The sequence below is a fragment of the Solihabitans fulvus genome (assembly GCF_008386585.1).
GTDB lineage: Bacteria > Actinomycetota > Actinomycetes > Mycobacteriales > Pseudonocardiaceae > Solihabitans > Solihabitans fulvus.
The window spans coordinates 18022-42323 of record NZ_VUOB01000035.1 but is presented as its reverse complement, the minus strand read 5'-3'; the positions used below and the strand labels follow the sequence as shown (position 1 = coordinate 42323).

General features: G+C 68.0%; 18 protein-coding genes. 13 read left to right on the top strand and 5 right to left on the bottom strand.

Going from position 1 to position 24302, the window contains the following annotated elements; genetic code table 11:
- Positions 1 to 75: 75 nt before the first annotated feature.
- The 5 genes from F0L68_RS19955 (at position 76) to F0L68_RS19935 (ending at position 10026) form a co-directional block, all read left to right on the top strand.
- Positions 76 to 3072 carry a glycoside hydrolase family protein gene (locus F0L68_RS19955; protein WP_149851135.1) on the top strand — a complete coding sequence of 999 codons (2997 nt, stop codon included), beginning with the start codon at positions 76 to 78 and terminating at the stop codon, positions 3070 to 3072.
- A gap of 45 nt (positions 3073 to 3117) precedes the next feature.
- Positions 3118 to 5178: a glycoside hydrolase family 95 protein gene (locus tag F0L68_RS19950; protein WP_149851134.1), complete on the top strand. Its 2061-nt coding sequence runs from the start codon at positions 3118 to 3120 to the stop codon at positions 5176 to 5178.
- Positions 5112 to 5633 carry a hypothetical protein gene (locus F0L68_RS19945; RefSeq protein ID WP_149851133.1) on the top strand — a complete coding sequence of 174 codons (522 nt, stop codon included), beginning with the start codon at positions 5112 to 5114 and terminating at the stop codon, positions 5631 to 5633. Before F0L68_RS19950 ends, F0L68_RS19945 begins: the two co-directional genes overlap by 67 nt.
- Positions 5634 to 6212: 579 nt before the next feature.
- Entirely contained in the window at positions 6213 to 8240 is a 2028-nt protein-coding gene (locus F0L68_RS19940; protein ID WP_188316689.1) for a ricin-type beta-trefoil lectin domain protein, read from the top strand.
- A 223-nt stretch (positions 8241 to 8463) separates the two neighbouring features.
- Entirely contained in the window at positions 8464 to 10026 is a 1563-nt protein-coding gene (locus F0L68_RS19935) for a sigma-70 family RNA polymerase sigma factor (protein ID WP_188316688.1), read from the top strand.
- A gap of 100 nt (positions 10027 to 10126) precedes the next feature.
- On the opposite strand, the gene F0L68_RS19930 is transcribed toward F0L68_RS19935, so the two are convergent.
- Positions 10127 to 10474 (bottom strand): ArsR/SmtB family transcription factor, encoded by a 348-nt coding sequence (locus tag F0L68_RS19930; RefSeq protein ID WP_149851130.1) that lies wholly within the window; start codon positions 10472 to 10474, stop codon positions 10127 to 10129.
- Between the two features lie 96 nt (positions 10475 to 10570).
- On the opposite strand from F0L68_RS19930, the gene F0L68_RS19925 reads away from it, so the two are divergent.
- The 3 genes from F0L68_RS19925 (at position 10571) to F0L68_RS19915 (ending at position 15923) form a co-directional block, all read left to right on the top strand.
- Positions 10571 to 12076: an MFS transporter gene (locus tag F0L68_RS19925; RefSeq protein ID WP_223198960.1), complete on the top strand. Its 1506-nt coding sequence runs from the start codon at positions 10571 to 10573 to the stop codon at positions 12074 to 12076.
- A 170-nt stretch (positions 12077 to 12246) separates the two neighbouring features.
- Positions 12247 to 13509 (top strand): alpha/beta hydrolase, encoded by a 1263-nt coding sequence (locus tag F0L68_RS19920; protein ID WP_149851129.1) that lies wholly within the window; start codon positions 12247 to 12249, stop codon positions 13507 to 13509.
- A complete protein-coding gene (locus F0L68_RS19915; protein ID WP_149851128.1) occupies positions 13440 to 15923 on the top strand; it encodes a rhomboid family intramembrane serine protease in 2484 nt (827 codons plus the stop codon). The genes F0L68_RS19920 and F0L68_RS19915 overlap by 70 nt, the downstream gene beginning before the upstream one ends.
- Positions 15924 to 16059: 136 nt before the next feature.
- On the opposite strand, the gene F0L68_RS19910 is transcribed toward F0L68_RS19915, so the two are convergent.
- Positions 16060 to 16392 carry a hypothetical protein gene (locus tag F0L68_RS19910; RefSeq protein WP_149851127.1) on the bottom strand — a complete coding sequence of 111 codons (333 nt, stop codon included), beginning with the start codon at positions 16390 to 16392 and terminating at the stop codon, positions 16060 to 16062.
- 235 nt (positions 16393 to 16627) lie between these two features.
- A complete protein-coding gene (locus tag F0L68_RS19905) occupies positions 16628 to 17188 on the bottom strand; it encodes a TetR family transcriptional regulator (RefSeq protein WP_149851126.1) in 561 nt (186 codons plus the stop codon).
- A 98-nt stretch (positions 17189 to 17286) separates the two neighbouring features.
- On the opposite strand from F0L68_RS19905, the gene F0L68_RS19900 reads away from it, so the two are divergent.
- The 3 genes from F0L68_RS19900 (at position 17287) to F0L68_RS19890 (ending at position 19129) form a co-directional block, all read left to right on the top strand.
- Complete coding sequence (locus F0L68_RS19900) at positions 17287 to 18228, top strand: NADP-dependent oxidoreductase (protein WP_149851125.1); 942 nt, start codon at positions 17287 to 17289, stop codon at positions 18226 to 18228.
- A gap of 105 nt (positions 18229 to 18333) precedes the next feature.
- Entirely contained in the window at positions 18334 to 18654 is a 321-nt protein-coding gene (locus F0L68_RS19895) for a muconolactone Delta-isomerase family protein (protein ID WP_149851124.1), read from the top strand.
- Positions 18655 to 18709: 55 nt separating this feature from the next.
- On the top strand, positions 18710 to 19129 hold the full coding sequence (locus F0L68_RS19890; RefSeq protein ID WP_149851123.1) for a DUF6640 family protein: 420 nt from the start codon (positions 18710 to 18712) through the stop codon (positions 19127 to 19129).
- Between the two features lie 22 nt (positions 19130 to 19151).
- Here the strand turns inward: F0L68_RS19890 and F0L68_RS19885 are convergent, their stop codons facing one another.
- On the bottom strand, positions 19152 to 20591 hold the full coding sequence (locus tag F0L68_RS19885) for an FAD-dependent monooxygenase (RefSeq protein WP_149851122.1): 1440 nt from the start codon (positions 20589 to 20591) through the stop codon (positions 19152 to 19154).
- Positions 20592 to 20706: 115 nt separating this feature from the next.
- On the opposite strand from F0L68_RS19885, the gene F0L68_RS19880 reads away from it, so the two are divergent.
- Complete coding sequence (locus tag F0L68_RS19880) at positions 20707 to 21672, top strand: Lrp/AsnC family transcriptional regulator (protein ID WP_149851121.1); 966 nt, start codon at positions 20707 to 20709, stop codon at positions 21670 to 21672.
- Between the two features lie 119 nt (positions 21673 to 21791).
- Positions 21792 to 22457, top strand: coding sequence for a hypothetical protein (locus F0L68_RS19870; protein WP_188316687.1), 666 nt, complete (start codon positions 21792 to 21794; stop codon positions 22455 to 22457).
- A gap of 164 nt (positions 22458 to 22621) precedes the next feature.
- Here the strand turns inward: F0L68_RS19870 and F0L68_RS19865 are convergent, their stop codons facing one another.
- Complete coding sequence (locus F0L68_RS19865; protein ID WP_223198959.1) at positions 22622 to 24247, bottom strand: alpha/beta hydrolase; 1626 nt, start codon at positions 24245 to 24247, stop codon at positions 22622 to 22624.
- Positions 24248 to 24302: the final 55 nt, after the last annotated feature.

The following is a 24302-nucleotide window of genomic DNA, read 5'->3' as shown; positions in this document are numbered from 1 at the left end:
GGTCCGGTGCATGGGCTTCCATGACTTCCGTCTGGGCGCCCACAAGAAGATCACCCTGTCCCAGGAGGAAGCGCCATGAGACGACGACGTTTCATCGCCCGTATAGTCCCGTCGGCCGTGGCCGCTGGACTGATCGCAGGCACGCTTGCTGCGGCGGCACCGGCCTTGGCGGCTGGTCCCTCGATCAGCTCGGCACAGGTCCAGGTGCAGTTCGACACCACCAGCGGCCTCCCCGCCCAGTACAACCTGTCCATGGCGCCGAACGGATGGCTGCGCGGAAGTGACCTGACCGGCGGCAGCACCTACCAGCTCAGCGCGGTCTCCCGCGACGGCGCCAACAACGAGTTCTCCGGCGCGAACTCGTTGCGGCTCAACCACATCGAGACGCCGTCGGCGACCGAGGTGAAGATTTTCTACGACACGTATTGGCGTGATGGCACCACCAAGACGGCATCGCTGGCGATCCAGTACGACGTCTCCGGACCCAACGTCTCCCTCACCATGCAGAACGTCACCGAGACTCCTGGCTACCAGCTGATCGCGGTGAACCTGCCGAGCCTGCTGTCGGTGCGCCAGGAGGACGGCGGCTCGCCCTGGATCCTGGACGCCAACGGCGGCGGCCGGCTCAGTCCGCTGGCCAACGCCAACCGTGGAACCAAACCTCAGTCCACCTACTCCACCGACCCCAACGCCTACAACTCGCCGTTCTACCCGGTCGACGCGGTCGGTACCACGGGGGCCGCAGGCTCACTGGAACTCCAGGGCTACCTCGACGAGACGTTCGCCTCGGTGTACGGCAGCGCGCCGAACCTGCACTACACGGCGGGCGTCGGCGCGCAGTACCGGGTCCGCGGTGGAAGTACCACACCGAACATCCTGGTCAACCAGCCGCAGATCGCCCGGCTGACCTTCGCCGGAGACTACGACCGCGATGGCGCGGTCACCTGGCTGGACCTGGCCAAGACCATGCGTGATCAGGCCCCGGCTATTCCATCGCACTACTACGACGACAAATTCGTCTACATGATCGAAGGCCAGCATGGCCACGACGGGACCGTGAACTACACGTTCGACCAAGCACAGCGGCTGGCCGCCCGGATCTCGAACCTGGTCGACGGCAACCCCCAGGTGCAGCAGATGGCCGGAATTTTCCAAGGCGGACACGACACCGTCGAACCCAATCACACCCAGATCAACAGCGCCCTTGGCGGCCTGTCCGGGTTCAAGACGGCGCAGGCCAACGCCGCGAACCTGTACAACACCAACCTCACCACCGACGACAACTACGACGACCAGTACAAGGACCAGTGGAGCTGCAACCCGCAAGTTCCCAGTGCCTGCGAAAACGACGCGGACATCACGCGCGACATCAACAACAACCTCCAGACGTTCAACGCCTGGAACGGAATCGATACGAGCTACATCTCCGGAATGAAGAAGTACGTCGACAGCGGCCGTGCCCTGGCTCGCGCGGACCGCACCATCACCAGCCTCGGCCTGCACGACGGCTCCCTCATTGACGCCATGACCTGGTGGGCCCAGCGCAACGACTGGGATCCGGCCCACCCCGCCAGCGCCGTCGACAATCTCATCGGCGGCAAGTACAAGATCCTCGATGAGTACGCCAAACACGGCATCGCCGTCAACGGTGAGCTCGCGCGATACCCGTTCCTTGGCAAAATGGCGATGAACGTCGACGGGCCGGAAGGCGGCGGCTGGGTCGGTGGCTTCGCTACCGAGGTGCCATTCATGGCCACGGTGCTGCGCCACACTCAGATCTACGGCGGGAAGTACAACGGCACCATGCCGCGCATGGCTCTGGACGTCGACCCGAAGGTGATGCTGCTCAACAGCAACCGGTCGGCAGGCTGGATCACGTCCGGTACCACCGACCAGGACATCACCGACGCCTACTACCTGGATCACCGGCCGTGGATGCTGCTGTCCAAACTCGACATCGACACCTTCACCCGCGGCGCCGACGGCAACTCGGTCAACGAAACGCTGTCGGACCGCTCCGGCAACACCGCGTCGATCGCGATCAACTACCAGAGCAACACGTTCTCCGCTGTCTACAACGGCATCAAGATCATGAACAACTACAGCGTGACCGTGCCGATGGACAGCACCCGGATCGCCTTCTACTCCCGCACCGCACAGACACTGACCTACCCGCTGCCGTCCGGCGTGAATCCCGCCGCGATTGGGGCTTCCGCGCTGTACGGCGATCATCGCGGCGACATCCCCGTCTCCGTCGACTCCGGCACCATCAGCGTCACCGTGCCGGCCGGTGTCCCGGTCGTGGTCTACCTCAACCAGCAGGCCCCGACCACGATCAACGACAACGCCGCTGCCGTCACATACTCCGGCGCCGGATGGCAGCACTACCCCAACCGGGGCCTTGGCGATGTCGGCGACGACGTCCACGCCACCCAGACCAACGGCGACGCGGCGACGGTGACCTTCACCGGCACCGGCATCGACCTGCTCACCGAGAAGAACAGCGACGAAGGCACCGCCGACATCTACCTCGACCGCCAACTCGTCCAGAGCATCAACAACAACGCGGCCAGCCGATCGGCCCAGGTCCCGGTGTACAGCGTGGCCGGTCTGCCGTTCGGCACCCACACGGTGAAGGTCGTGAACACGAGCGCCTCGTACCTGTTGATCGACGCGTTCAAGACCTACACCACCATTCCGCCCGTCAAGACCGTCAATGACAGCTATTCCGGCATCGTCTACAACGGATCCGGCTGGAGATACTCCCCGACCCGGGCCTTGGGCGACCTGTCCGGTGATGTCCACGCCACCGCGACCAACGGCGACTCTGCGTCGTTCACCTTCTACGGCACGGGAATCGACGTTCTCTCAGCGAAGAACTCCGACCAGGGTGCCGCCGAGGTCGTGATCGACGGTGGAACCGCGCAGCAGATCAGTGGTTATGCCGCCACTCGTGCGGTTCAGCAGGTCATCTATTCCGCCCGAGGACTGGCTTCCGGCCCGCACACCATCACCATGACCAACCGCAGCAGCGCGTACCTGCTGCTGGATGGCATCACCACCTACAACTAGCCAGCAGTGCCTGGCCCGCGGTCGCGGCCGCGGGCCAGGACTGTCATGGAAGGACTCAACACGGTGAGTGTTCTGCGGTATCGCCGTCCGGCTCGGGAGTGGACCGAGGCGCTGCCGATCGGCAACGGATACCAAGGGGCCATGCTGTTCGGCGGCATCGAGACCGAACGGCTCCACATCAACGAAGGCACCGCCTGGTCGGGGAGTGTGCACAGCGAGCGCCTGCCGCCGACGGTCACCGCCGACCAAGCCAAGGCGGCCGTGCGCACCGCACGGACCGCGCTGCGCGACGGGGACCCGCAGGCGGCAGACGCGGCTGTCCGGGAGCTGCAACACCGCCACTGCCAGGCATTCCTGCCGTTCGTCGAGGTATCGCTCCAGGTCCTGCCTGCCGGCGCGGCCACTTGGCGCGGTGCGCCCGACTCCTATGAGCGCGTCCTTGATCTCGGCACGGCGACCCATCGGACGCGGTGGTCCCGTGACGGGATCGAGGTGGAACAGTCCTCGTTCGCCAGCCATCCCGACCGGGTGCTGGTGCATCAACTGCGGACGACGAACCCGGTCGACGTGGTGGTCACGATCTCCTCCCCGTTGCGGGTGCTGGGCACGCCGACGCTCGCCGAATCCGACGACGCCGACACGGCGGTGATCGCGCTCCTGGTGCAACTGCCCAGCGACGTCGTCCCCGCCCACGACGACGCCGACGAGCCGATCCGCTGGGACGGCGCACCGGGCGCCGCGCTACGCGGTGCCGCCTGCCTGGCCGTCAGGCACGACGGCCGTGCCGCCCCGAACTCCGGCCAGGGCACGACAAGCGTGACGCTGACAGGTGTCACCGCAACGGACATGATCATCGCCACGGCGACGACATTCGACGGCATCGGGTCGCCTTCCCGCGGCGACGAGTACACCGCACTGGCACGCGCGACCGTACAGGTGCACAGTGCGCTCAATCGCGGCATTCCGGCGGTCCGGGAAAGGCAACTCGCCGACTACCAGGAATTGTTCGACCGTGTGTCGTGGGATCTGTCGGCCGAGGAGCGCCGCGACGAGTCAACCAGCGAACGCCTCCGCGCCGCCACGACACAAACCGGCGGACCGCTGCACGCCGACCCGCATCTTGCGGTGCTGCTGTTCGACTATGGCCGGTACCTGCTCATCTCCTCCTCCCGGCGCGGCGGAACGCCTGCGAACCTCCAGGGAATCTGGAACGACTCGATCCGGGCGCCGTGGAGCTCGGGCTACACCACCAACATCAACCTGCAAATGAACTACTGGCCCGCCGAGGTCGCCAATCTCCCGGAGACCATGCCCCCGCTGATCGAGATGATCGAGGCGCTGTCCCGCAACGGCAGGCAGACCGCCGACCGTCTGTACGGTGCATCCGGCTGGGTGACCCACCACAACACCGACATCTGGGCCTACACCCAGCCGGTCGGCAACGGTACTCACGACCCGAAGTGGTCGTTCTGGCCCTTCGCCGGCCCCTGGCTGGTCCGGCATCTCCAGGAGCACCTGGCCTTCGGCGCCCGAGCACAACCGGATCCCGAGGAGTTCGCGCACCACATTGTCTGGCCCGTCACGGCGTCTGCCGCGCAGTTCCTGCTGGACTGGCTCGTTGAGCAGCCCGACGGAACCCTCGGCACCAAGCCACCGGCAACGTCGCCTACAACAGCTCCCACGGGGCCGCCACCTTCTACGACGACGCCGGCGCGGAATGGATCAACTGGCAGGGCAACGCCGCGTTCGCCACCGGCGGGGTCGCCTCGCAAGGCGGATGCAACCCGACCGGCCACTTCTGGATCACCGGCAACTACCTCGCGGGCCGCGTCGAGAGCTACATCGGCGGCTGCACATTGGCGGCCACGGACTCCAACGCCAGCGGCAACACCGCCATCCCCGATGCCCCCGGGCCCGGCGTCATGCCCAACAACCTGCTCAGCACAGCAGGATCGACCGCAGCGGGCAGTTGGCCGGCCGCGGGCCGCAGCCCGCAGATCTACTACCGAGCGCAGAACAGTGCCGGGACGCAGGCCCTGGTGGCCGGCGAGGGCTTCAGCAACGGCACACCCGTCTACGTCAAGGGCAGCGTGGTCAGCGGCGTGACCTACCTGTCCGGCGGCTTCCTGATCGTCCCGCTGTCGGACGGAGCCCAGGCATCCGATGTCAGCCTTGGTGGATCGCAACCCGGCGTGACCCGCGTCAACGACACCGATGGGTCGATCTCCTACAGCGGGTTCTCCTACTTGGCGAACCGCGGGTACGGCGACTATGCCGATGACATCCACTACGCCACGGCCGACGGATCGACCGCGACGCTCAGCTTTACTGGCACAGGTGTCCAGGTGTTCGGCGAGCAGTTCACCGACCAGGGGAGCATCGGGGTGAGCATCGACGGCGGGCCGCAGCAGACCATCGACACCGTGCCCGCCGACGGGCAGCGGCACGCCAACGTGGCGCTGTTCACCGCCACCGGACTGTCCTCCGGCGCCCACACCATCGTGGTCACCAAACTGTCCGGGGACTACGCGACGCTGGACGGCTTCGGCACCGTCAACTGAGCCCTCTTTGCTCCGGAATTCCGGCGGCACTGGGAGGAGGCGCCAGGTCGAGGCTGGTCATGGGCGAGTTGCTCGGCTCGCCCATGACCAGCCGGAACTCAGAGGAGTCGACGGGTCGTTCGTGCTCAGCACTCAGCCGTCGAGGTCAGACATCCGATGTCTATGTGAAGATGGCAAGAAGATCGCAGTTGCCTACCTCGCTGGCCTTCCCGCGGTGAAGCTATCTTTTCCTGTGATTACGAGCAAGGAACCGCGTAGTGTCGTCAAACCGGTCGGCGGAGCGTAAGGCGCCTTCGTGTTGACAGCGGGAAATCATCCGATGTTACGGCGCCGGTCCTCTTGTGTGGCGCGCCGGTGGGCCTTATGTTGATGGTGATCCTGCACTCGGCCGGTGGCGCCACGCAGATCCGGCTCGCCGGCAGTGGCATCGCGAGTTGATCCGACCCTTGCCGGCGAGTCTCTCCCGCAGTGGTCTCCGCCTGTCCGCCTGGACCCGACGCTGCCGCACCACGCTGGCCCACCGTCACGGGGCGGCGCTTGGCGGCGATTGATCGTGAACAACGCTGGAAGGAGCGAATGATGCGCCTGTCCCGCAAGCTGTTCGTGACAGCGCTGGTCGTCAGCGTCGCCGACGTGTTCGCGTCGGCGGGCGTCGCCAGCGCCGACACCCCGGCTGAGGTGATCGCGGTATCGCCATCGGACCCGGCGGCCGCAGTCATCGCCAAAGCCGCCAACGTCGTCCCGTCGCCGCGGCAACTGGCCTGGCAGCGCCAGGAGCAGACCGCGTTCATCCACTTCGGTGTCAACACATACGACGGCCGAGAGTGGGGCACCGGCAGCGAGGATCCGAACATCTTCCAACCCACCGGACTGAACACCGACCAGTGGGCGGGCACGTTGCGAGACGCCGGGTTCAGAGAGGCGATTCTCACCGCGAAACACCACGACGGCTTTCTGCTGTTTCCGTCCGCGTACTCCCAGCAGTCAGTCGCCGCGTCCTCATGGGAGGGCGGCAGGGGCGACGTCGTGCGCAGCTTCACCGACTCCGCGCACAAGGTGGGCCTGAGAACTGGCATCTACCTCTCGCCTGCCGACCTGCACGAGGCCCTGCCCGGCGGACGCTACGCCAACGGGAGTACCCCGAAGTCGGTCACCATTCCCGCCGACCCGACCGAAATCGCGGGCGGGCACACGTTCGACTTCACCTCAGACGACTACAACGCCTACTACGAGAACACCCTCTACGAGCTGCTGACCCGCTACGGCGAGATCGACGAGATCTGGTTGGACGGCGCCAACCCGACCGGTCGCTCCCAACCATATGACTTCCAGAACTGGATCACCATGGTCCGCGCTCTGCAACCGCACGCCGTCATCTTCAACGACGGCGGCCCGGACGTGCGCTGGGTCGGCAACGAGAACAGCGCCGCCCGGCAGTCCGAATGGTCTGTGCTGCCCTACACCGGTGACCCCGCCACTGCCGCCGACTCCGTGCTGTCCGTGCCGGGCGGCAACGGCGCCGCCGATCTCGGCGGCAACGACGTGCTCGGCCGGCGCGCCCCGGACGGGACCAGCGCATGGAACCTGTTGCGCTGGGCCCCCGCCGAGTGCGACGCGACGCTGTCGGCCCACCACAACTGGTTCTGGCAACCCGGCGACGCCTGGCGCAGCACGGCGGATCTGGAGAATCTCTACTACAGCTCGGTTGGCCGCAACTGCAACCTGCTGTTGGACGTCCCCCCGAACCGGCAAGGCGTGTTCGACCAGTCCACCGTGGACAGTCTTGTTGCCCTCCACACCAGTCTGTCCTCGACGTTCGGCGCGAACCTGGCTCTCGGTGCCCGTGCCGCGAACGATCAGGGCACCACCAACACCGCCGACAACACGCCGGACCGCGCGGGCGACGGCAGCCTGGACACCTACTGGCAGCCGGCCGCCACTACCGGCGGCCTGGTGCTCGCCCTGCCCGCGGTACGCACGTTCGACACCATCTCCGTCCAGGAGGACCTGCGCGTCGGCCAACGCGTCGAGTCCTTCGCCGTCGACGCCTGGAGCAACGGGGCGTGGACGCAGATCGCCAACGACACCACCATCGGCGAGAAGAAGCTGATCCGCCTGCCCTCCTCGGTCACCACCACCAGCGTGCGGCTGCGCGTGACCGGTTCTCGGGCCGCCCCCGCCATCGCCGAATTGGGCCTGTACTCGCGGCTTTCGAGCCAGCAGCCCGCCGGAGCCATCACCGGCTACGTTGGGAAATGCGTGGATGTACGAGCTGCGGGCACCGCGAACGGCACCCCGGTGCAGCTCTACGACTGCAACCAGACTGCTGCCCAGCGCTGGACCGCCCAGTCCGACGGCACCATCCGCAACCAGGGCAAATGCCTGGACGTAGCCGGAGGCGGCACCGTCAACGGCATCCCGGTGCAGCTCTTCGACTGCAACGGAACCGGCGCCCAAGCCTGGCGGCCCCAGTCCAACGGCACGCTGGTGAACCCCCAGTCCGGCAGGTGCCTGGACGATCCCGCCTTCGCCACCGCCAACGGGACCCGCCTACAGATCTGGGACTGCAACGGCGGGGCCAACCAGAAATGGACACTGCCGGCCTGACCTGCGCGATCCCCGGAGCGGCTGCGATGTCCTGAAACCGTGAGACGACACAGGTTCTGTGACGGCGGCGCCACGCAATGTGACACGGGCAGCCCTTCTCGGGGCGCCTCGATGCGGTTGAGGCATCTTTCATGGCGAACTTCCGAGATTTGTGTGACCTGGTCGGGTGCTGAGCGGTCCCCTCAGTGTCAGGGCTGATCCCAGTGGAGATGAGGTTGTGAGCGTGATCGATCAGGTGGACACCTCGGCGGTGGTCGCCGCCCGGGCGGGGGACCGTGCGACGCTGGAAAAACTCGTGGTGGAGTACCTTCCCTTGGTCTACAGCATCGCGCGCCGTGCGCTGCCCGTGGAGGCCGATGCGGACGACGTCGTCCAGGAGACGATGGTTCGGCTCGTCAAAGGCATCGGCGGTCTGCGTGAGCCCGAGCGGTTCCGATCCTGGCTGGTGGCGATCACGGTCAACCAGATCCGCGATCACCGTGCGCGATCGCAGGCCGCTCCGCTGCGGTTGGCGGAGCACGACGAGCAGCCGGATCGCTACGCCGAGTTCGTCGACCGCGCGCTGACCCGGGTCACCCTCAACCGCCAGCGGCGGGAGCTCGAGCCCGCCACGCGATGGCTGGACCTCGCCGATCGCGAGCTGCTCTCCCTGTGGACACTGGAATGCGGCGACCACCTCACCCGGGCCGAGATCGCGCACGCGCTGGGGACCAGCGTGCACAACGCGACGGTCAAGGTGGGCAGGCTGCGCACTCGGTTGGATACAGCGCGCCTGTTGACGCGCGCACTGTCCGCAACCCCGCGCTGTCCTGGGCTGACCGAAGCCGCGGCCCAGTGGTCGGGGGAGCCAAATCCGTTGTGGCGCAAGCGGCTTCTGCGGCATGTCGATGGATGTCCGACCTGCCGTGAGGCAGGAGCCGACCTGGTGCCCGTCCAAAGGTTGCTGATGGCCTCGGCCCTGCTGCTGGTTCCGCTGGGGTACGCGGACAAGATGCTGCCGGGCGTGCTGAACACGGCGGCGACCCGGCAGGTCAGTCGGCCGAAAATCGACGCCTCCGGCGCGCGCACGATGCCGGCCGCGCGGCCCCCGCGCATCGCCGGTGTCGCGGTGACCAAGCCGGTCCTCGCGGCTGCCAGCGTGGCGATGGTGGCGGTGTGCGGTATCGGAGTGACCGCGTTCGCGACGCGGGGGCCGGACTCCCAGAACACCGTGGAGCTCGGCACCACGCGGAACGCGCCACCGTCGTCGTCAGCCGGCGCGACGTCCTCTGGCCCCGCATCGTCGTCCATCACGAGCACACAGGCCGCGCCCAGCTCGTCGACAGTCCCGTCGGCGACCGCCCCTTCCCCGACGCGCTCACCGACCTCGGTCCGTAAACCGACCCCGACGTCCACGGTCACGCCGACATCAGCCACGCCAACGAAGTCGTCTCCGGACACCTCGTCGTTCGTGCTCGACCCGAACTCCTCCCGCATGCTCACGCGGCTCAACGAAAAGCGTCGAGAACTGGGACTGGCCGAGGTGAAGGAGAGCCCCGACCACGTGAAGGAGGCCTATGACTGCGCAGCGGGGAACCTGCGCGCTGGCACCTTCGAGCACTGCGGCTATGAGGTGCTGTACGGCGGTGGCGGGCATCCCAAGCCCGAAGACCTTGTCGACTCGTGGTTCTGGAGCCCCCGACACCGGGAGGCCTTGACACAGCCGGGTTCCCGATGGGCGGGCGCCGTGATCGTCAACGATCCTGAGGACAACAGGTACATAGCGGCGATCAACCTCGACTACTAGTCGAGTAGGGCGGTCGGGGAGGGTGATCGTGCTCGACGTGTCGTGATCACGAGGACGGCCACCGGGGTCATCCGCCGGACACCGAGGATGCGGGGCCGAGTCAGTCCCGCAGGACGGCGTCCAGCAGTCCGGGCCATCGCGTGTCGAGATCGGCTCGGCGGATCGTGGCGAACTTGCGGCTGCCGACGTAGCGCATGTGGAGGACGCCTGCCTCCCGCAGCACCTTGTAGTGGTGCGACATCGTCGACTTCGTGCCGCCGAGGCCGGTGCGCTCCCAGATGTCGGAGCAGCTGGCCTCGCCGGTCGTGGCGACCGTCCGCAGGATCGTGAGCCGCGCGGGCTCGGCGAGCGCGGCCAGTACGGTCGTCAGCTCGATCTCCTCGACCGGGGGGTGGTCCGGGTCGTGGAGGACGGGAGGCTCCCCGGCGGTTCCTGTGTCCCAACTCATGCCGCCCAGAGTAGTACTCACTTGCGGCGAGTTCGACATCCGTCGTACTGTTCGGTGATCATCGAACTTGGATCCTCCGAGCACGTTGGAGTACGTGTGACCGCCACGGCAACATCCTCAGCGGGTGCCACGGCCTCGACCGCATCCCCGGCCGCCGCTCCCGCCCACAGCTCGTTCGGCGCGCCGACGCTGGACCCGCGCCGCTGGCGCACGCTGCCCGTCATCCTCTCGGCCATGTTCATGGCGATGTTCGACTACTTCGTCGTCAACGTCGCCGCCCCGTCCTTCCAGCACGACCTGCACGCCACCGACGCCGGGATCGAACTGGTCGTCGGCGGGTACGGCTTCGCCTACGCCGCCGGGCTCGTCACCGGCGGGCGCCTCGGCGACCTGATCGGCTACAAGCGGATGTTCATCCTCGGCATGGCGACCTTCACCGTGGCCTCGCTGGCCTGCGGTATCGCGACCGACTCGACCTTCCTGATCATCGCGAGGCTGTTCCAGGGCGCCACGGCTGCGGCGATGGTTCCGCAGATCCTGGCCCTGATCAACGCCATGTTCCCCGCGGGCGAGCGGGCCAGGGCCATGGCCTGGTTCGGCGCGACCATCGGCATCGGCTCGGTGGCTGGGCAGGTCTTCGGGGGCGCGCTCCTCCAGGCCGATCTGTTCGGCCTCAGCTGGCGGCCGATCTTCCTGGTCAACCTCCCCATCGGCGTGATCGCGGTCATCCTCGCGGCCCGGTGGCTGCCGGCCGCGCGCGGTGGGCAGCGGCCCGGCTTCGACCCGATCGGCGCGCTGGCCATCGCGGGGAGCATCGCGCTCGCACTCGTCCCCATGATCCTGGGACGCGGCGAGGGCTGGCCGCTGTGGACCTGGATCTCCCTGATCGCCTCCGTGCCCGCCATGGCGCTGGCGATGCGCTGGGAAGCCCGGCTGGCCCGGCGGGGTGGGTCGCCCATGGTCGACCTCGCGCTCTTCCGGGAACGGAGCTTCAGCGTCGGACTCGGACTCAGCGGGCTCATGCTCGCCATGTTCGGCGGCTTCATGCTCGCCGTGACCCTGTTCCTCCAAGGCGGCCTGCACATGACCCCCGTGCACGCCGGACTGATCTTCGGGCCGCTCGGCATCGCCTTCGCCACGAGCTCCATGCTGGCCAGGCGGGTCACCGAGCGGATCGGGAGCAGGGTGATCGCTGTCGGCGCCAGCTTCAGCACCTCCGGCATGGTGCTGCTCGGCATCCTGCTGGCTGCTCGAGGCACTCAGATCACCGCCGCCGAACTCATCCCGTCCCTCGTGTTGGTCGGCACCGGCAACGGGTTCGTGCTGCCCTCGCTCGTTGGTTCCGTGCTCGCCGGAATCAGGAGCAAGAACGCGGGAACCGCGGCCGGAATGCTGGTCACGGCACAACAGTTCGGCGGCGCGGCCGGAGTGACCGTCCTCGGCACGGTCTTCTTCGCGGCCCTCGGTGCCCACCCCGCGTTCGGCGACTACGTCAGCGCGCTCCAGTGGGTCGATGGTGCGGCCATTCTCGCCATCGTCTCCATCCTCGGCATGGCGTTCCTGCTGCCCAAGCGGGCGCCCGGCATGGCCGCGACCCGCTGACCCTTCGGTGGCTTCGGCGTCGATCAAGGTGAGACGCCGAAGCTGGGCCGGACGTCGGAGGGCCTCATCGGACGGACGAAGCCGCCACCGGGTTGTCAACCCATAAGTTGACATGCGTCACAACCTTCGTAGGTTGGTTCAACCTGACGATTACCTGAAGAATCCTTGACATGACCAGCCCGTTAGACCTCTCGCTGATCAACGGGCCGATCCCTGCCGCTGCAACTGTTGCCGGAGCCGTCGCTCTGCTGTTCCTCGGTGTGCGCCGGGATCGGCCCTGGTGGACGCGCGTTCTGCCGATCGCGGCCCTGAGCTGCGCGACTGTCACGGTGGCAGTCGCGCTGCTCGTGAATGAGGTGTGGCATCCGTGGCCCGAGCCGCTACCGATGGTCGTCGTCGGATGGCTCGGCGTGACACTGTTGGCCTCGACGCTCGCCGTGCTGCGACTGCGCGGGACCCGGTGGTACTGGCGAGCGGCGAGCCTCGCGGCGGCGGCCGTGGTGCTGACGAGCGCGCTCGTCGGCGTGAACACCTTCTTCGGCCAGTACCCGACCCCGCGCGCGGCGTTGGGCGTGTTCTCGAAGGACACGTCCGATCTGGACAGTGTCGCGATGCCGACACCCACCAAGCAACAGTTGCCGGAGCACGGCGCGGTCTCGGAGACGCCCATCCCGTCCAGCGGCGGGTTCGCACCCAGGCCGGCCTGGATCTACCTGCCGCCCGCCTACGCGGTGGCGCCCCGCCCGAAGCTGCCCGTGCTGGTGCTGCTGTCCGGTCAGCCGGGCAGCCCGCGTGACTGGTTCGACGCCGGCCAGCTCGCCAAGAACCTCGACGCGTTCGCCCAACAGCACAACGGGCGCGCGCCGATCGTCGTCGTGCCCGACCAGCTCGGCTCGCTGACGGCCAACCCGATGTGCCTGGACTCGAAGCTGGGCACGACCGAAACGTATCTGGCGCGGGACGTGCCCGCGTGGATCAAGCAGCGGCTCCAGGTCGACGAACGACGTGAGGCGTGGACGATCGCCGGGTTCTCGCAGGGCGGCACGTGCGCGTTCCAGCTCGCCGTTCGGGCGCCGTCGGTCTACGCGAACTTCATCGACCTCACCGGCCAACGCGAACCCACGCTCGGCACGAGGGCCGCGTCGGTGAAGGCCGCGTTCGACGGCGACGACGCCGCCTACAGTCGCGTCAATCCCTGGGAGATCGTGGCCAAGGCCCGGTTTCCCGACACCGCAGGCGTTGTCGTCGCCGGCCGCGACGACAGCACCTACCGAAGCGAGGACCGCCAGGTTTTCGAGGCGTGTCAGCGCGCCGGGATGGAGATGCAGTGGAAGGAAATGCCGTCGGGGCACGATTGGAACACGTGGCGTCCCGGGCTTTACGAGGCGCTGCCCTGGCTCGCGCAACGCACTGGGTTGCTGGAGCCCCGCTGACCTTCTCGTTCCTCGCGCTGTTCTGGCTCGTCGGGATCGTCACCGGCAGCATCGGGACGGGGCCGTCCAGGGAGCTGCTCGACACCGTCGGCTTCGGTGTCTCCTCCCCGCCGTGGACCGTCCTCACGTCGGCGCTGTGGTCCATGGACCTGATCGGCTACCTGGGCACCACGGTGCTGCTGCTCGTGTTCGGCGTGCTGGCCGAACGGGAACTTGGCGCGGTGCGGACCGCGGCGGTTTTCCTTGTGTGCCACACGATCGGTTCGTTCCTGGGTGCCGGCCTCGTCTGGCTCGGCATGAAGGTCGAGTGGCGGTGGCTCACCTACCTCGACGGTGAGGTCGCCGTCGGCCCGTCCGTCGGCCTTGTCGGGCTCGCGCTGGCGCTGAGCTACCGGCTGCCCCCGCTGTGGCGGCGCCGGGTACGGCTGCTGTTCGTGTTCACGCTGCTGGTCCTGGCCCTGTACTCGGGATACCTACAGGACGTGCTGCGGGTCGGCGGCGGCGCGATCGGCCTGCTGGTCGGCTGGATCTGGCGGGCGCGCGACGCCAGGCCCGCGCCGCCCTCACACGCGGAGGCACGTGTGCTGGTCGCGCTGCTGCTCGCGGCATCGGCGCTTGGCCCCATGGTGGCGCTGATCGCGCCGTATTCCAACGGGCCGCTGTCGTGGTTCGTCGACGTGCTCACGGCCTCGCGTCCCGATCCGCAACTGGTCGCCGACACGTGCGCCGACCCGGCGGCGGAGGAGACGTGCCGCATGCTGTCCGTGCGGGCCTCCTATGGTCGCGTGCCCGCGTTGGTGATGTCCTTTCTGCCCGCGTTGCTGCTGCTGGTGCTCGCCGAAGGACTGCGCAGGGGCCGCCGGTTCGCCTGGTGGTCGGCGCTCACGCTCAACCTTGCCCTCGCAGGACTGATGGCGCTGCTCGGCGCGGTGTCGATCCCGGACGACACCACGATCGCGAACATGGTCGACCACGGTGTGCCGGTACTGGTGCCACTGTCGATCGCGGTCGTGCTCCTGGTGACGCGCGGACACTTCCCGCTCGTGCTGCCCCGGCCGAGCGTGATCAGCTTCTGGCGCCGGACTGGCGCCGCGTTCGCCGCGCTGTCGGCGTTGTGGATCGTCGGCGGCTCCCTGGCGAGCGAGCAGTTCACCCCCTCGCCCGAGTTCACCGATCTGGTGGCCGACCTACCCGCGCGGTTCCTGCCGCCCGGCTACCTCAACCTGATGCCGGTGCGGTTCGCCCCGGACGAGTTCATCGCCACGCTGCTGTTCGAGTGGACCGGCGTCGTCTTCTGGGTGATCGTGCTCGGTGGCCTGCTGATGGCGTCGTGGCGCGCACACCCAGGCCAGCCGGAGGGCGCGGCGCGGCGCGCCCGCGTGCTGATGGAACGCCACGGCGGCTCGTCGCTGTCATACATGACCACGTGGCGCGGCAACCACTACTGGTTCACCGAGGACGGCGAGGCCGCCGTCGCGTATCGGGTCGTCGCCACGATCGCGCTGACCGTCGGCGACCCGATCGGCGCCCCCGCAGCCCGTGACGCGGCCGTGCGCGGGTTCTCCGAGTTCTGCGTGCACAACGGCTGGACGCCGTGCCTCTACAGCATCAGCGCCGAACTACGCGACGCCGTCGCGGGCGAGGGCTGGAGCACCGTGCAGGTCGCCGAAGACACCGTGATACCGCTGGACACGCTGAGCTTCACCGGTAAGAAGTGGCAGGACATCCGCACCGCGCTGAACAAGGCGGCGAAGGAGGGCATCGCCGCCGAGTGGATCCGCTACCCCGAGGCGCCGCTCGCGATCACCGACCAGGTGCGGTCGATCTCGTCGGAATGGGTGGCGGACAAGGGACTGCCGGAGATGGGCTTCACCCTCGGCGGCATCGAGGAGCTCTCCGGTGACGGCGTGCGCTGCCTGGTCGCGGTCGACGCCGACCGCACCGTGCACGGCGTGACGAGCTGGCTTCCGGTGTACCAGGATGGGGCGATCGTGGGCTGGACGCTGGACTTCATGCGCCGCCGCTCGGCCGGTTTCCGTGGCACGACTGAGTTCCTGATCGCCTCGGCTGCGCTGACGCTGAAGGAGGAGGGCGCGGCGTTCCTGAGCTTGTCCGGCGCGCCGCTGGCCCGCCTCGACCGTGGCGAGCAACCCCGTGGCGTGCAACGCCTGCTCGACGTCACCGGTCAGGTGCTTGAGCCCGTGTACGGGTTCAGGTCGTTGTTCGCGTTCAAGGCGAAGTTCCAGCCCGTGTACCGACCGATGTTCATGGCCTATCCGGACTCGGCTGCGCTGCCTCGCATCGCGAACGCGGTGAGCCGCGCCTACCTGCCGCACCTCAACACACGGCAGGGCCTGCGGCTGGCTCGCAAGATGATCACTCGACGGCCACAGAAGACAGTCGCCGCGACATGATCCCAGTGCCGCTTGGAGGTGGCGCACTGCAACGGCACCGGCTCGCGGACCTGGGTCAGCCAGCCCTCCGGTCCTGGCTGACACGCCGCCGTGGGTCACCGGCCAGGCTCGCGCCGGACGCGCGGTCGGACGATGGTCAGCGCGTGGCGTTGCCGACTGACACCGCGACCACCGACGCCACGACCAGCACGCTCCAGGAGACCACGATCCACAGTGTGGGGCGGTGGCCACGGCGGACCGCGACGTGCCCTCCGGCTACGGCGATCAGGATGCCGGCCGCCAGGGCGAGCACGGGCATCCCGACCACCACGAACTGTCCACCCGGTGTGCAGATCGGTCGAGCGTTGCTGGGGCAGTTGCCGGCGGCCATCGTGGCCAATCCCATCCACAGCGCCGCCAGCGGGCTGATGCCCAGCATGACGGCCGCAGACACGAGGTGTCCGCGAGGCCGGGTCGTCGGTGCTGTCACGACCATCAGTCTCGAGGCCATCGGGCTCCCGGCACATCAGCAGTACTACCCACGCGGGAGCGTGTCGGCGAACTGAACCCATTCGGGTGTCTCTACCAACAAGGACCGTTCGCCTTCACAAGCCCGCTGTCCACCTTCATGGACAGGCACGCCAGATGGTTCATGCCTCATCCTCTGTCGGCTCGATCACGGTTTGGAATCCCATCCGGTCCGCGATCGCCGGAACCAGCAATCGTCAGGCGGTCAGGGTTCGCAGTTGGGCGAACGACCGGCGAATGGCGTCGCGTAGGTCGAGGTCGTCGGCCGCGTAGACCCATTGTTCGTAGGCGACCCGGTACACCGCGGTGCCGGCCTCGGCGGCCAGGCTGGCCTCGGTGTCGCCGATGCCCCGCCGTCGAAGCCCGTCGGCGAGGGCGGCCGACATGTGTGCGATCTTGATCAGTTCACGTTCGCGGAGATCGGGGTTGGCCATGATCACCGTGTGCCGCTTTCGGGCGAGCACACGGTCGCCCCCGAGGATGTCGACCGTGGCGTCGAGCGCGGCCGCGACGAGATCCAGCGTCGACGCCATAGCGGGCGCCGCCTCCAGCGCGGCCAGCGACTTCTCCTCCAACTCGGCCGAGGCGTCGAAGAGGACCTCGCGCTTGTCGGCGAAGTGGCGAAAGAAGGTGCGGGCGGTCACGCCGGCCCGTTCGGCGATGTTGGCCACCATGGTCTGTTCGAAGCCGCGTTCGAGATACAGGGCCAGCGCGGCCTCGCGCAGTCGACCAGCGGCTCCAGGCTCCCAACGTCCCATGCCGCGAGTTTAGTGCCGTCTCGCGTTGATGTCATCAGGTGACATCGGCGTGATACGATGATGTCACCTGATGACATCAACGCGTGGAGGTGTTCGTCATGACGACGATGAAGCGCATCCAGTACCACCAGTACGGCGGCCCCGAGGTGCTGCGGCTCGAGGATTTCCAGCCGGCGCGGCCCGGCCCCGGTGAGGTTCTGGTCCGGGTGAAGGCAGCGGCCGCGAACCCGATGGACTGGAAGATCCGTAGCGGCGAGATGAAGATCATGACCGGCCGCAGGTTTCCGCGCGGCCTGGGACACGACTTCGCGGGCGTCGTGGCGGCGGTCGGCGACGGCGTTACTCGACTCAGCGTCGGCGACGACGTGCTCGGCGGGGCAAGCCTGAAGGCTGCGGGAGCGTTCGCCGAGATGGTCGTCGCCGAGGAGAAGGCGGTCGTGACAAAGCCGGCGAATCTCTCCTGGGAGGAGGCAGCGGCGATCCCCACGGTCGGCGTCACCGCTTTTCAGTCCATGGTCAACACAAGCAAGCTGCACGCCGGGCAAGCCGTGTTCATCCACGGCTGCCTCGGCGGTGTCGGCCGAGCCGCCGCACAGATCGCCTTGGCGCACGGCGCCTCCGTGGGCGGCAGCTGCCGCGACACCGCCATGCACGAGGCGCACGACCTTGGCATCGCCCCGATCGTCGAGTTCGACTTCGACGCGACGACACTCGCGGGGCGATTCGACGTCGTGTTCGACACCCCCGGCACGTTGCCGATCAAAGCCGCGCGGACGTTGCTGAAGCCTGGCGGCCGCATCATCGATATCGTCCCCACGCCGGCGAAGTTCGTGAGAAGCGTCCTGCCTGGGCCCTATCAGGTGATGATCGGGAAAGCCGTCACGACCGACCTCGAAGCGGTCGCACAGGTTGCCGGGAAAGGGATGCTGCGGCTGCCGGTCGCACGCACCGTGCCGCTCGGTGAGGCGATCGCGGCGCTCACGGAGCTCGAACGCAACCGCACGCCCAAGGGCGGCAAGCTCATCATCACGACCGAGTGACTATTACGTCGTTGGAATCCCGACAAGTGTGACCTGGCGAGGCGTGTCCTGCTCACAGGCCCGGCCTTGTGAATGGCACCACAACCGCTATCGAAAGGACAAACCATGTCACCGACCCCGAATCCCGCCGCCGCGCCGACGTTCATGGTGTTCGCAACCCTCCGCGACGACACGGACTTCACGGAATTCGCCGCGCTGCGCGACGACGAGCAGAAGCAGCTGGAGGTGCTGCGCTCGGACGGGCGAATTGGCGCCCACTACGTTTCCCCCGCCCGGCGAGCAACGTTCCTCGAGGTCATCGCCGCCGACGAGAAGCAAGTCGCGGAGACGCTGGCAACCCTGCCTTTCGCCCGGTTCTTCGATGTCGATGTCTACCCGACCACGCCCCCGGACCCAGCGGAGGCCGCCCACCGAGCGAGGTCGTGAGCCCGGCTGTGTTTGGCTGCCGAGAATTCGCCTCCTTCAGCTGATGGAGAATAATATGGCAAATATCAGCCTCAAGAAGTTCCCGTTCGGCAAGGTGCTCATCTCGTTGTCTGCGGTGGGGACAATGGTCGGGTCGTACGCCGCCGACTGGAACGAGACGCATATTTACAATCCGACGTGGCCGCCCCACGCCAAGTTTCACAACGCCCAGACCATGAGCATGGGCACCGCATTATCCCTGGCGACCTTGTATCACGTGTGGAAGCGAGGCCAGTCGCGTGCGTCGCTGGACAGTGCGGCAATCATCGCAAGCATGTACGGGCTCACCCAACTCTCCGCCGCACTCTATCCGGGAACCGCCAGCGTCGACCCGCCTCGCGAAGACAGCTGGCCGCAGCTCAAGTACACCCTGCCCAGCCTCGGGATGGTCCTGCTCGGCTACTTGACCGAGCGCTACCGAATCACCCGAAAATGACGGCTCCGTGACATCTGAGGTTTCAGCGGGGTTCGCCGAACCAGTGGCCGAGCGCCGGTTCGAGGTCATCCGGGTTGCCGGCCCAGCACACGTAGCCGTCCGGCCGGATGAGCATCGGTTCGGCGTCAGCGCCCTGACCCGTGCGGTCCACGCGGTCCTGCCAGCGGGCGGCGACCTTGGCGAACCTGTCGTCCGGGTCGATCAGGACGCCGCGTCCGCGCCGTAGCAGCTCGTGCGACCTGACCGGGCCGAGATCGCGACTCGGCGCGGGCAGACCGACGAGCGGCTGCTCCTCGGCGCCCGGTATGGGGTAGCGGATGCCCATCCCGGACAACATGTCGTCGAGGTGGTACTGCACCTCCCGCAGTCCCGTCAAGGCCGCGAACAGTTCCTTGGTGGCCGTCAGATCCGGGTCGCGGGCGCCCTGCTGGTCCATGAGCAGGCTCTGCGCCTGGACGTTGCGCAGCACGGCGGCCGCGACCGGATGGCGTTCGGTGTGGTAGGTGTCGAGCAGGTGCTCGGGGGCCCAGCCGTGCACTGCGGCGCCGAGTTTCCACCCGAGGTTCAGCGCGTCCTGAATCCCAGTGTTCATGCCCTGCGCGCCGATCGGGAGATGGACGTGGGCGGCGTCGCCCGCCAGGAACACACGCCCGTGCCGGTATCGGGCGGCCTGGCGGGCCGCGTTGGTGATGCGGCGGGCGTAGCGCAGTTCGAGCAGTCGCACCCGGGAGCCGAAGACGGCGCGCAGCCCCTCGCGGATCTCGTCCTCGGTGACCGGGACCTCGCGGGGCAGTGACCGGCCCGGCCCGCCCAGCGCGAGCCGGCGCAGCGGCCTGCCCTGCGGATCGGTGCCGAGCGGGAACACCGACACCCAGTGCCCGTCCTCGCTCCTGGCGTGCGTCATCGCCTGGTCGTCGCCGCCCAATCGCACGTCGGCGGCGACGGTGGTCATCGTTCCCGGCCTGCCGGGGAACTCCGCTCCCAGCAGCGACCGCACCGTGCTGCGGCCGCCGTCGGCGGCGACCAGGTAACGGGAGCGGACGACACCGCCCCTCGCGAAGGTCGCGGTGACCCCGTCCTCGTCCTGGGCGATGCCGGTCAGTTCGTGGTCTCGCAGCACGTGGATGTCTTGTGCGGCAAGGTGTTGTTCGAGGAATCCCTCGATCACCACCTGCGGGATGGACCGCCACGGATGCCGGTGCCTGTCCCGGGTGAGCGGGAGCGTGATACCGGCGAAGTGGGCGGTGCCGATCGGGTAGTTTCCCGTCGCCAGCAACGGTTCCAGCAAGCCGCGCTGGTCGAACGCCTCCTGCGTGCGGGACTGCACGCCGCCCGCCTTTGACAACGTGCTGCGCTGCGCCAGCTTGTCGACCAACACGGCAGGCACCCCCGCCAGCCGCAGTTCGTTGGCCAGCGTCAGGCCGGTCGGGCCCGCGCCGACGATGAGCACATCGGTGTCCACGATTTCTCCCCTGGTTGTGCCGATCAGGACGAGAGCGACGCTCCGCCTTCCGACGCGGTCGCGCCAGAAACAAGTTCGATTGCATCGGTATCCGACACTGTTTACGATCGGGCCGGTGGAATCCGACTACGACGAACTGGATCGTCGGCTCGTGCACGCCTTGCAGATCAACGGCAGGGCCCCGTTCAGCACGATCGCCGAGGTTCTCGGCGTGTCGGATCGCACCATCGCCCGCCGGTACGCCCGGCTACGGTCGGCGGGGGCGGTGCGGGTGCTCGGCGGGGTCGACCCGACCGCGCTTGGCGCGGTGCTGTGGTTCCTGCGGGTGCGCTGCGCGCCCGCCGCGTCGGTCCCGGTCGCCGAGGCGTTGGCCCGCCGCTCCGACACGTCCTGGGTGAGCATCACTTCCGGAGGCACGGAGATCACCTGCACGGTCCGCACCGAGAGCGAAGCCGACAGCGAGGCGCTGCTGCTGACCAAACTCCCGCGCACCCCGCGCGTGGAGGGAGTGACCGCGCACTCCGTGCTGCACGCGTACTACGGCGGCCCGGACAGCCTGGTCGCCAAGCTCGGCTCGCTGGACGACGAGGCGGTCGAGCGGCTGCGTCCGCCCCCGGTGCCACACCGACCGGGGCCGGTGCGGCTCGACGACGGGGACCGCAAGCTCCTCGCCGCGCTCGCCACCGACGGCCGGGCCGAGTTCGAGCAGCTTGCCGCGGTGACCGGTTGGTCGCCGACGACGGTCCGGCGCAGGATGACCGAGCTTCGCGAACGCGGGGTGCTGTACCTGGACATCGACGTCGACGGGCGCCTGTTCGGTGTCGGCCCCCGCACGCTGCTCTGGCTCTCCGTCGTCCCCGCCTGTCTGGAACAGGCCGGCGCGGCGCTGGCCGGGCATCCGGAGATCGCGTTCGCCGCCGCCACGACCGGGCCGACGAACCTGTACGCGAGCGTGGTGTGCGCGAACCAACAGGAGCTGTACCGCTACCTGACCACCCGGGTGGCCGCGCTGCCCGGCGTCACACACGTCGAGACCGCACCAGTGATCAAGACCGTCAAACGGGCCGCCACCCGGACCTGACGACCGAGCCGCATGCATCACACGACATGATCACACGTGGCGACGAACCGTTACGCAGCAAGCCTTACTGGCTACGGGCATAGCGGTTTTTGCATTTTTGTCAGCAGCGCGAGCAGGGTGTGCTGTTCCTGCGCGTCGAGACCGGTGAACAACCCGGAGGCGTGCAGCTGGGTTCTCAGCGCCTCAGCTGGTTCACCAATGACCGGCCGGGCGTCCTTCTCGTCTTCCCCCGCGACCAAGCCCCGACCGCGCTCGTGCCGATCCCGACGTTTCTCTTCGACCATCGAGAAGCAGTGCGCAGAGGCGACGAACTGTGGCTCGCCGCGAACGACCTGCGACTGGGCCGGCAGTCCCATCAGCTCGTCCAGGCCTTGACGGACCTGGGGCTGCGCAAAGGTTCCATCGGGGTCATGGGCCTTGACCCGTACCTTCCCGCGCATCCCGAAGGGCGCATCCCGTATCCGTTCTGGGACACCGTGGTGAAACAGCCGACCGGCGCTGATTTCCGGAATGTCGGGCACGCGTTCGCCCGCCTGATGATGCCGCTGAGCGACGAGGAGATCGCCGTGGTGCGTCACGCGGCCCGCATCGGCGATGCGATGGCGGAGGCCATGGTGGCCACGGCCGCACCGGGCGTTTCCGAGGCCGACGTGGTCGCCGCGGCCACGGCCACCGCGTACCGGCACGGCACCCTCGCGCCGTACATGCACTTCAGCTCGGGCCCGGCACCATCGGCATCCGGACAGCCCACGGCGGGACGGTTCTCGTCGGCGAAGACGAGCTAGTCGAACTCAACCCACTGACCGCAACACTGCTGCGGGCCGCATAGTGCCATCGGCACGATCCTCGACCGCGGCATCGAGACCCAACTTGCCGGTGCAGATCACGCCGTCACCAAGGGCGCGCGGCGTGCTCCTCAGCGCTCGAGGAACACGCCGCGGTGCCAGGGTCAGCTGCGGCCGTGGACGGCCTCAGGGTCGTTGGCCGCGGTGCCGGTGCCGGAGTTCGTCGCCTTCGGCGTGCTCGCTGCCGGTGGGGGATCGAGGTAGGCCGGTGCCGGGTCGGCCTCGGGTGCGCAGGTCTTCGAGATGAAGCCGTTGCCCGAGGGCAGGGAGCCGTCGCGGAGGTAGGCGACGAATGTGTCGTCGAGGCAGGCGTTTCCGTGGAAGAGGATCTCGTGGAAGCTGCCGCCGTTCTGCACGACGAGCTTGGAACCGGGCAGCGCCTTGTGCATGGCGACCGCGCCCTCATACGGCGTGGCGGCGTCCTCGGTGGCGTTGAACAGCAGGACCGGTGGCAGGCCCTTGCCGGTGATCGGCAGGCGTCCCGCGCCGCCCTGGTGGGGCCAGAACATGCAGGCCGCGTTGTACCACATGTTGTTGTAGGTGTAGAACGGCGCGACCGCGTTCACCTCGGCCTGGTCCTTCTTCCAGAACTCCCAGTCGCGCGGCCACTGGTTCTCCATACACTGCACCGCGTTGTAGTTCGGGAAGGCAGCGTCGTCCGCGCCAGGGGCGGCGTAGCGGTTGTAGGCGATGGTCAGCGGCCGGGTGTCGTTCTTGACGAGATAGGCCGACAGTACGGTCGCCATGCGCGGCCAGCGCAGGAAGTTGTAGCCGCCGCTGTAGAAGACGTCCTCGAACTCCGCGGGGCCGATCGCCCCAGGCGCTGGGGCGGCCGGCGCCGGGGTGGCGCGCAGGGCGTCCTCGACCTTGCCGTAGTTTTTGATCACGGTGTCGGCGTCGGTGCCGAGGTGGTAGGTGCCGTCGGCCTTCGCCGTCCATTCGGCGAACGCCTGGAAGCGGCGCTGGTGCTCCTTGTCCTGGAGGATGTTGTGGTCGTACCAGGAGATCGTCGGTCCGACGATGCTGTCCAACACCATGCGGCGCACATGTGAGGGGAACAGTTGGCCGTAGGTGGAGCCGAGCGACGTGCCCCACGACCCGCCGTAGAAACTGATCTTGGACACGCCGAGCGACCGGCGGATGCTGTCGAGGTCACGAGCGCTGTCGACCGTCGTCATGTGCGGCAGGATCCCGCTCCATCGTGCCGCGCAGTCGGCGGTGTACTTCGCCGACTTCTCCAGCCACGCCTGCTCGGTGCCGTGGCCGACCTGGTAGTCGGGCCGCTCGGCGTCGAAGTAGTGCGCGTCGCAAACCACGTGCGGGTCGCTGTTGTTGGTGCCGCGCGGGTCGAACCCGATCCAGTCGTACTGCGCGGCGACGTCCGCCGGGATCTGGCCGGCGATGTACGCGGGCATCCACAGGCCGCTGTCGCCGGGACCACCCGGGTTCAGCAGGATCGGGCCCTGCTGCTGGTTTTTCGGCGCGGTGGCTGGAAGTCGGTCCACCTTGACCTTGATCTTCTGGCCGTGCGGGTGGGTGTAGTCCAGGGGCACCTCCAGCATCGCGCATTGCAGGGCCGGGGTGGTTGTGTCGCCGCAGGATGTCCAGTCAAGCCTGCCCTGGCCGGTGTCCTGGAGCTCGGGTGTCTGGGGCGCCGCACCGGCCGGCACCAGCCCGATCAGCGACGCGAACACCGCTGTCGCGGCCAGCAGCGTCAACTTCCGTTTCATGGCGTGACTTCTCTCGGTTGCCGTGGCCCGTCATCAGGCCTTGGTGAACGAAGGG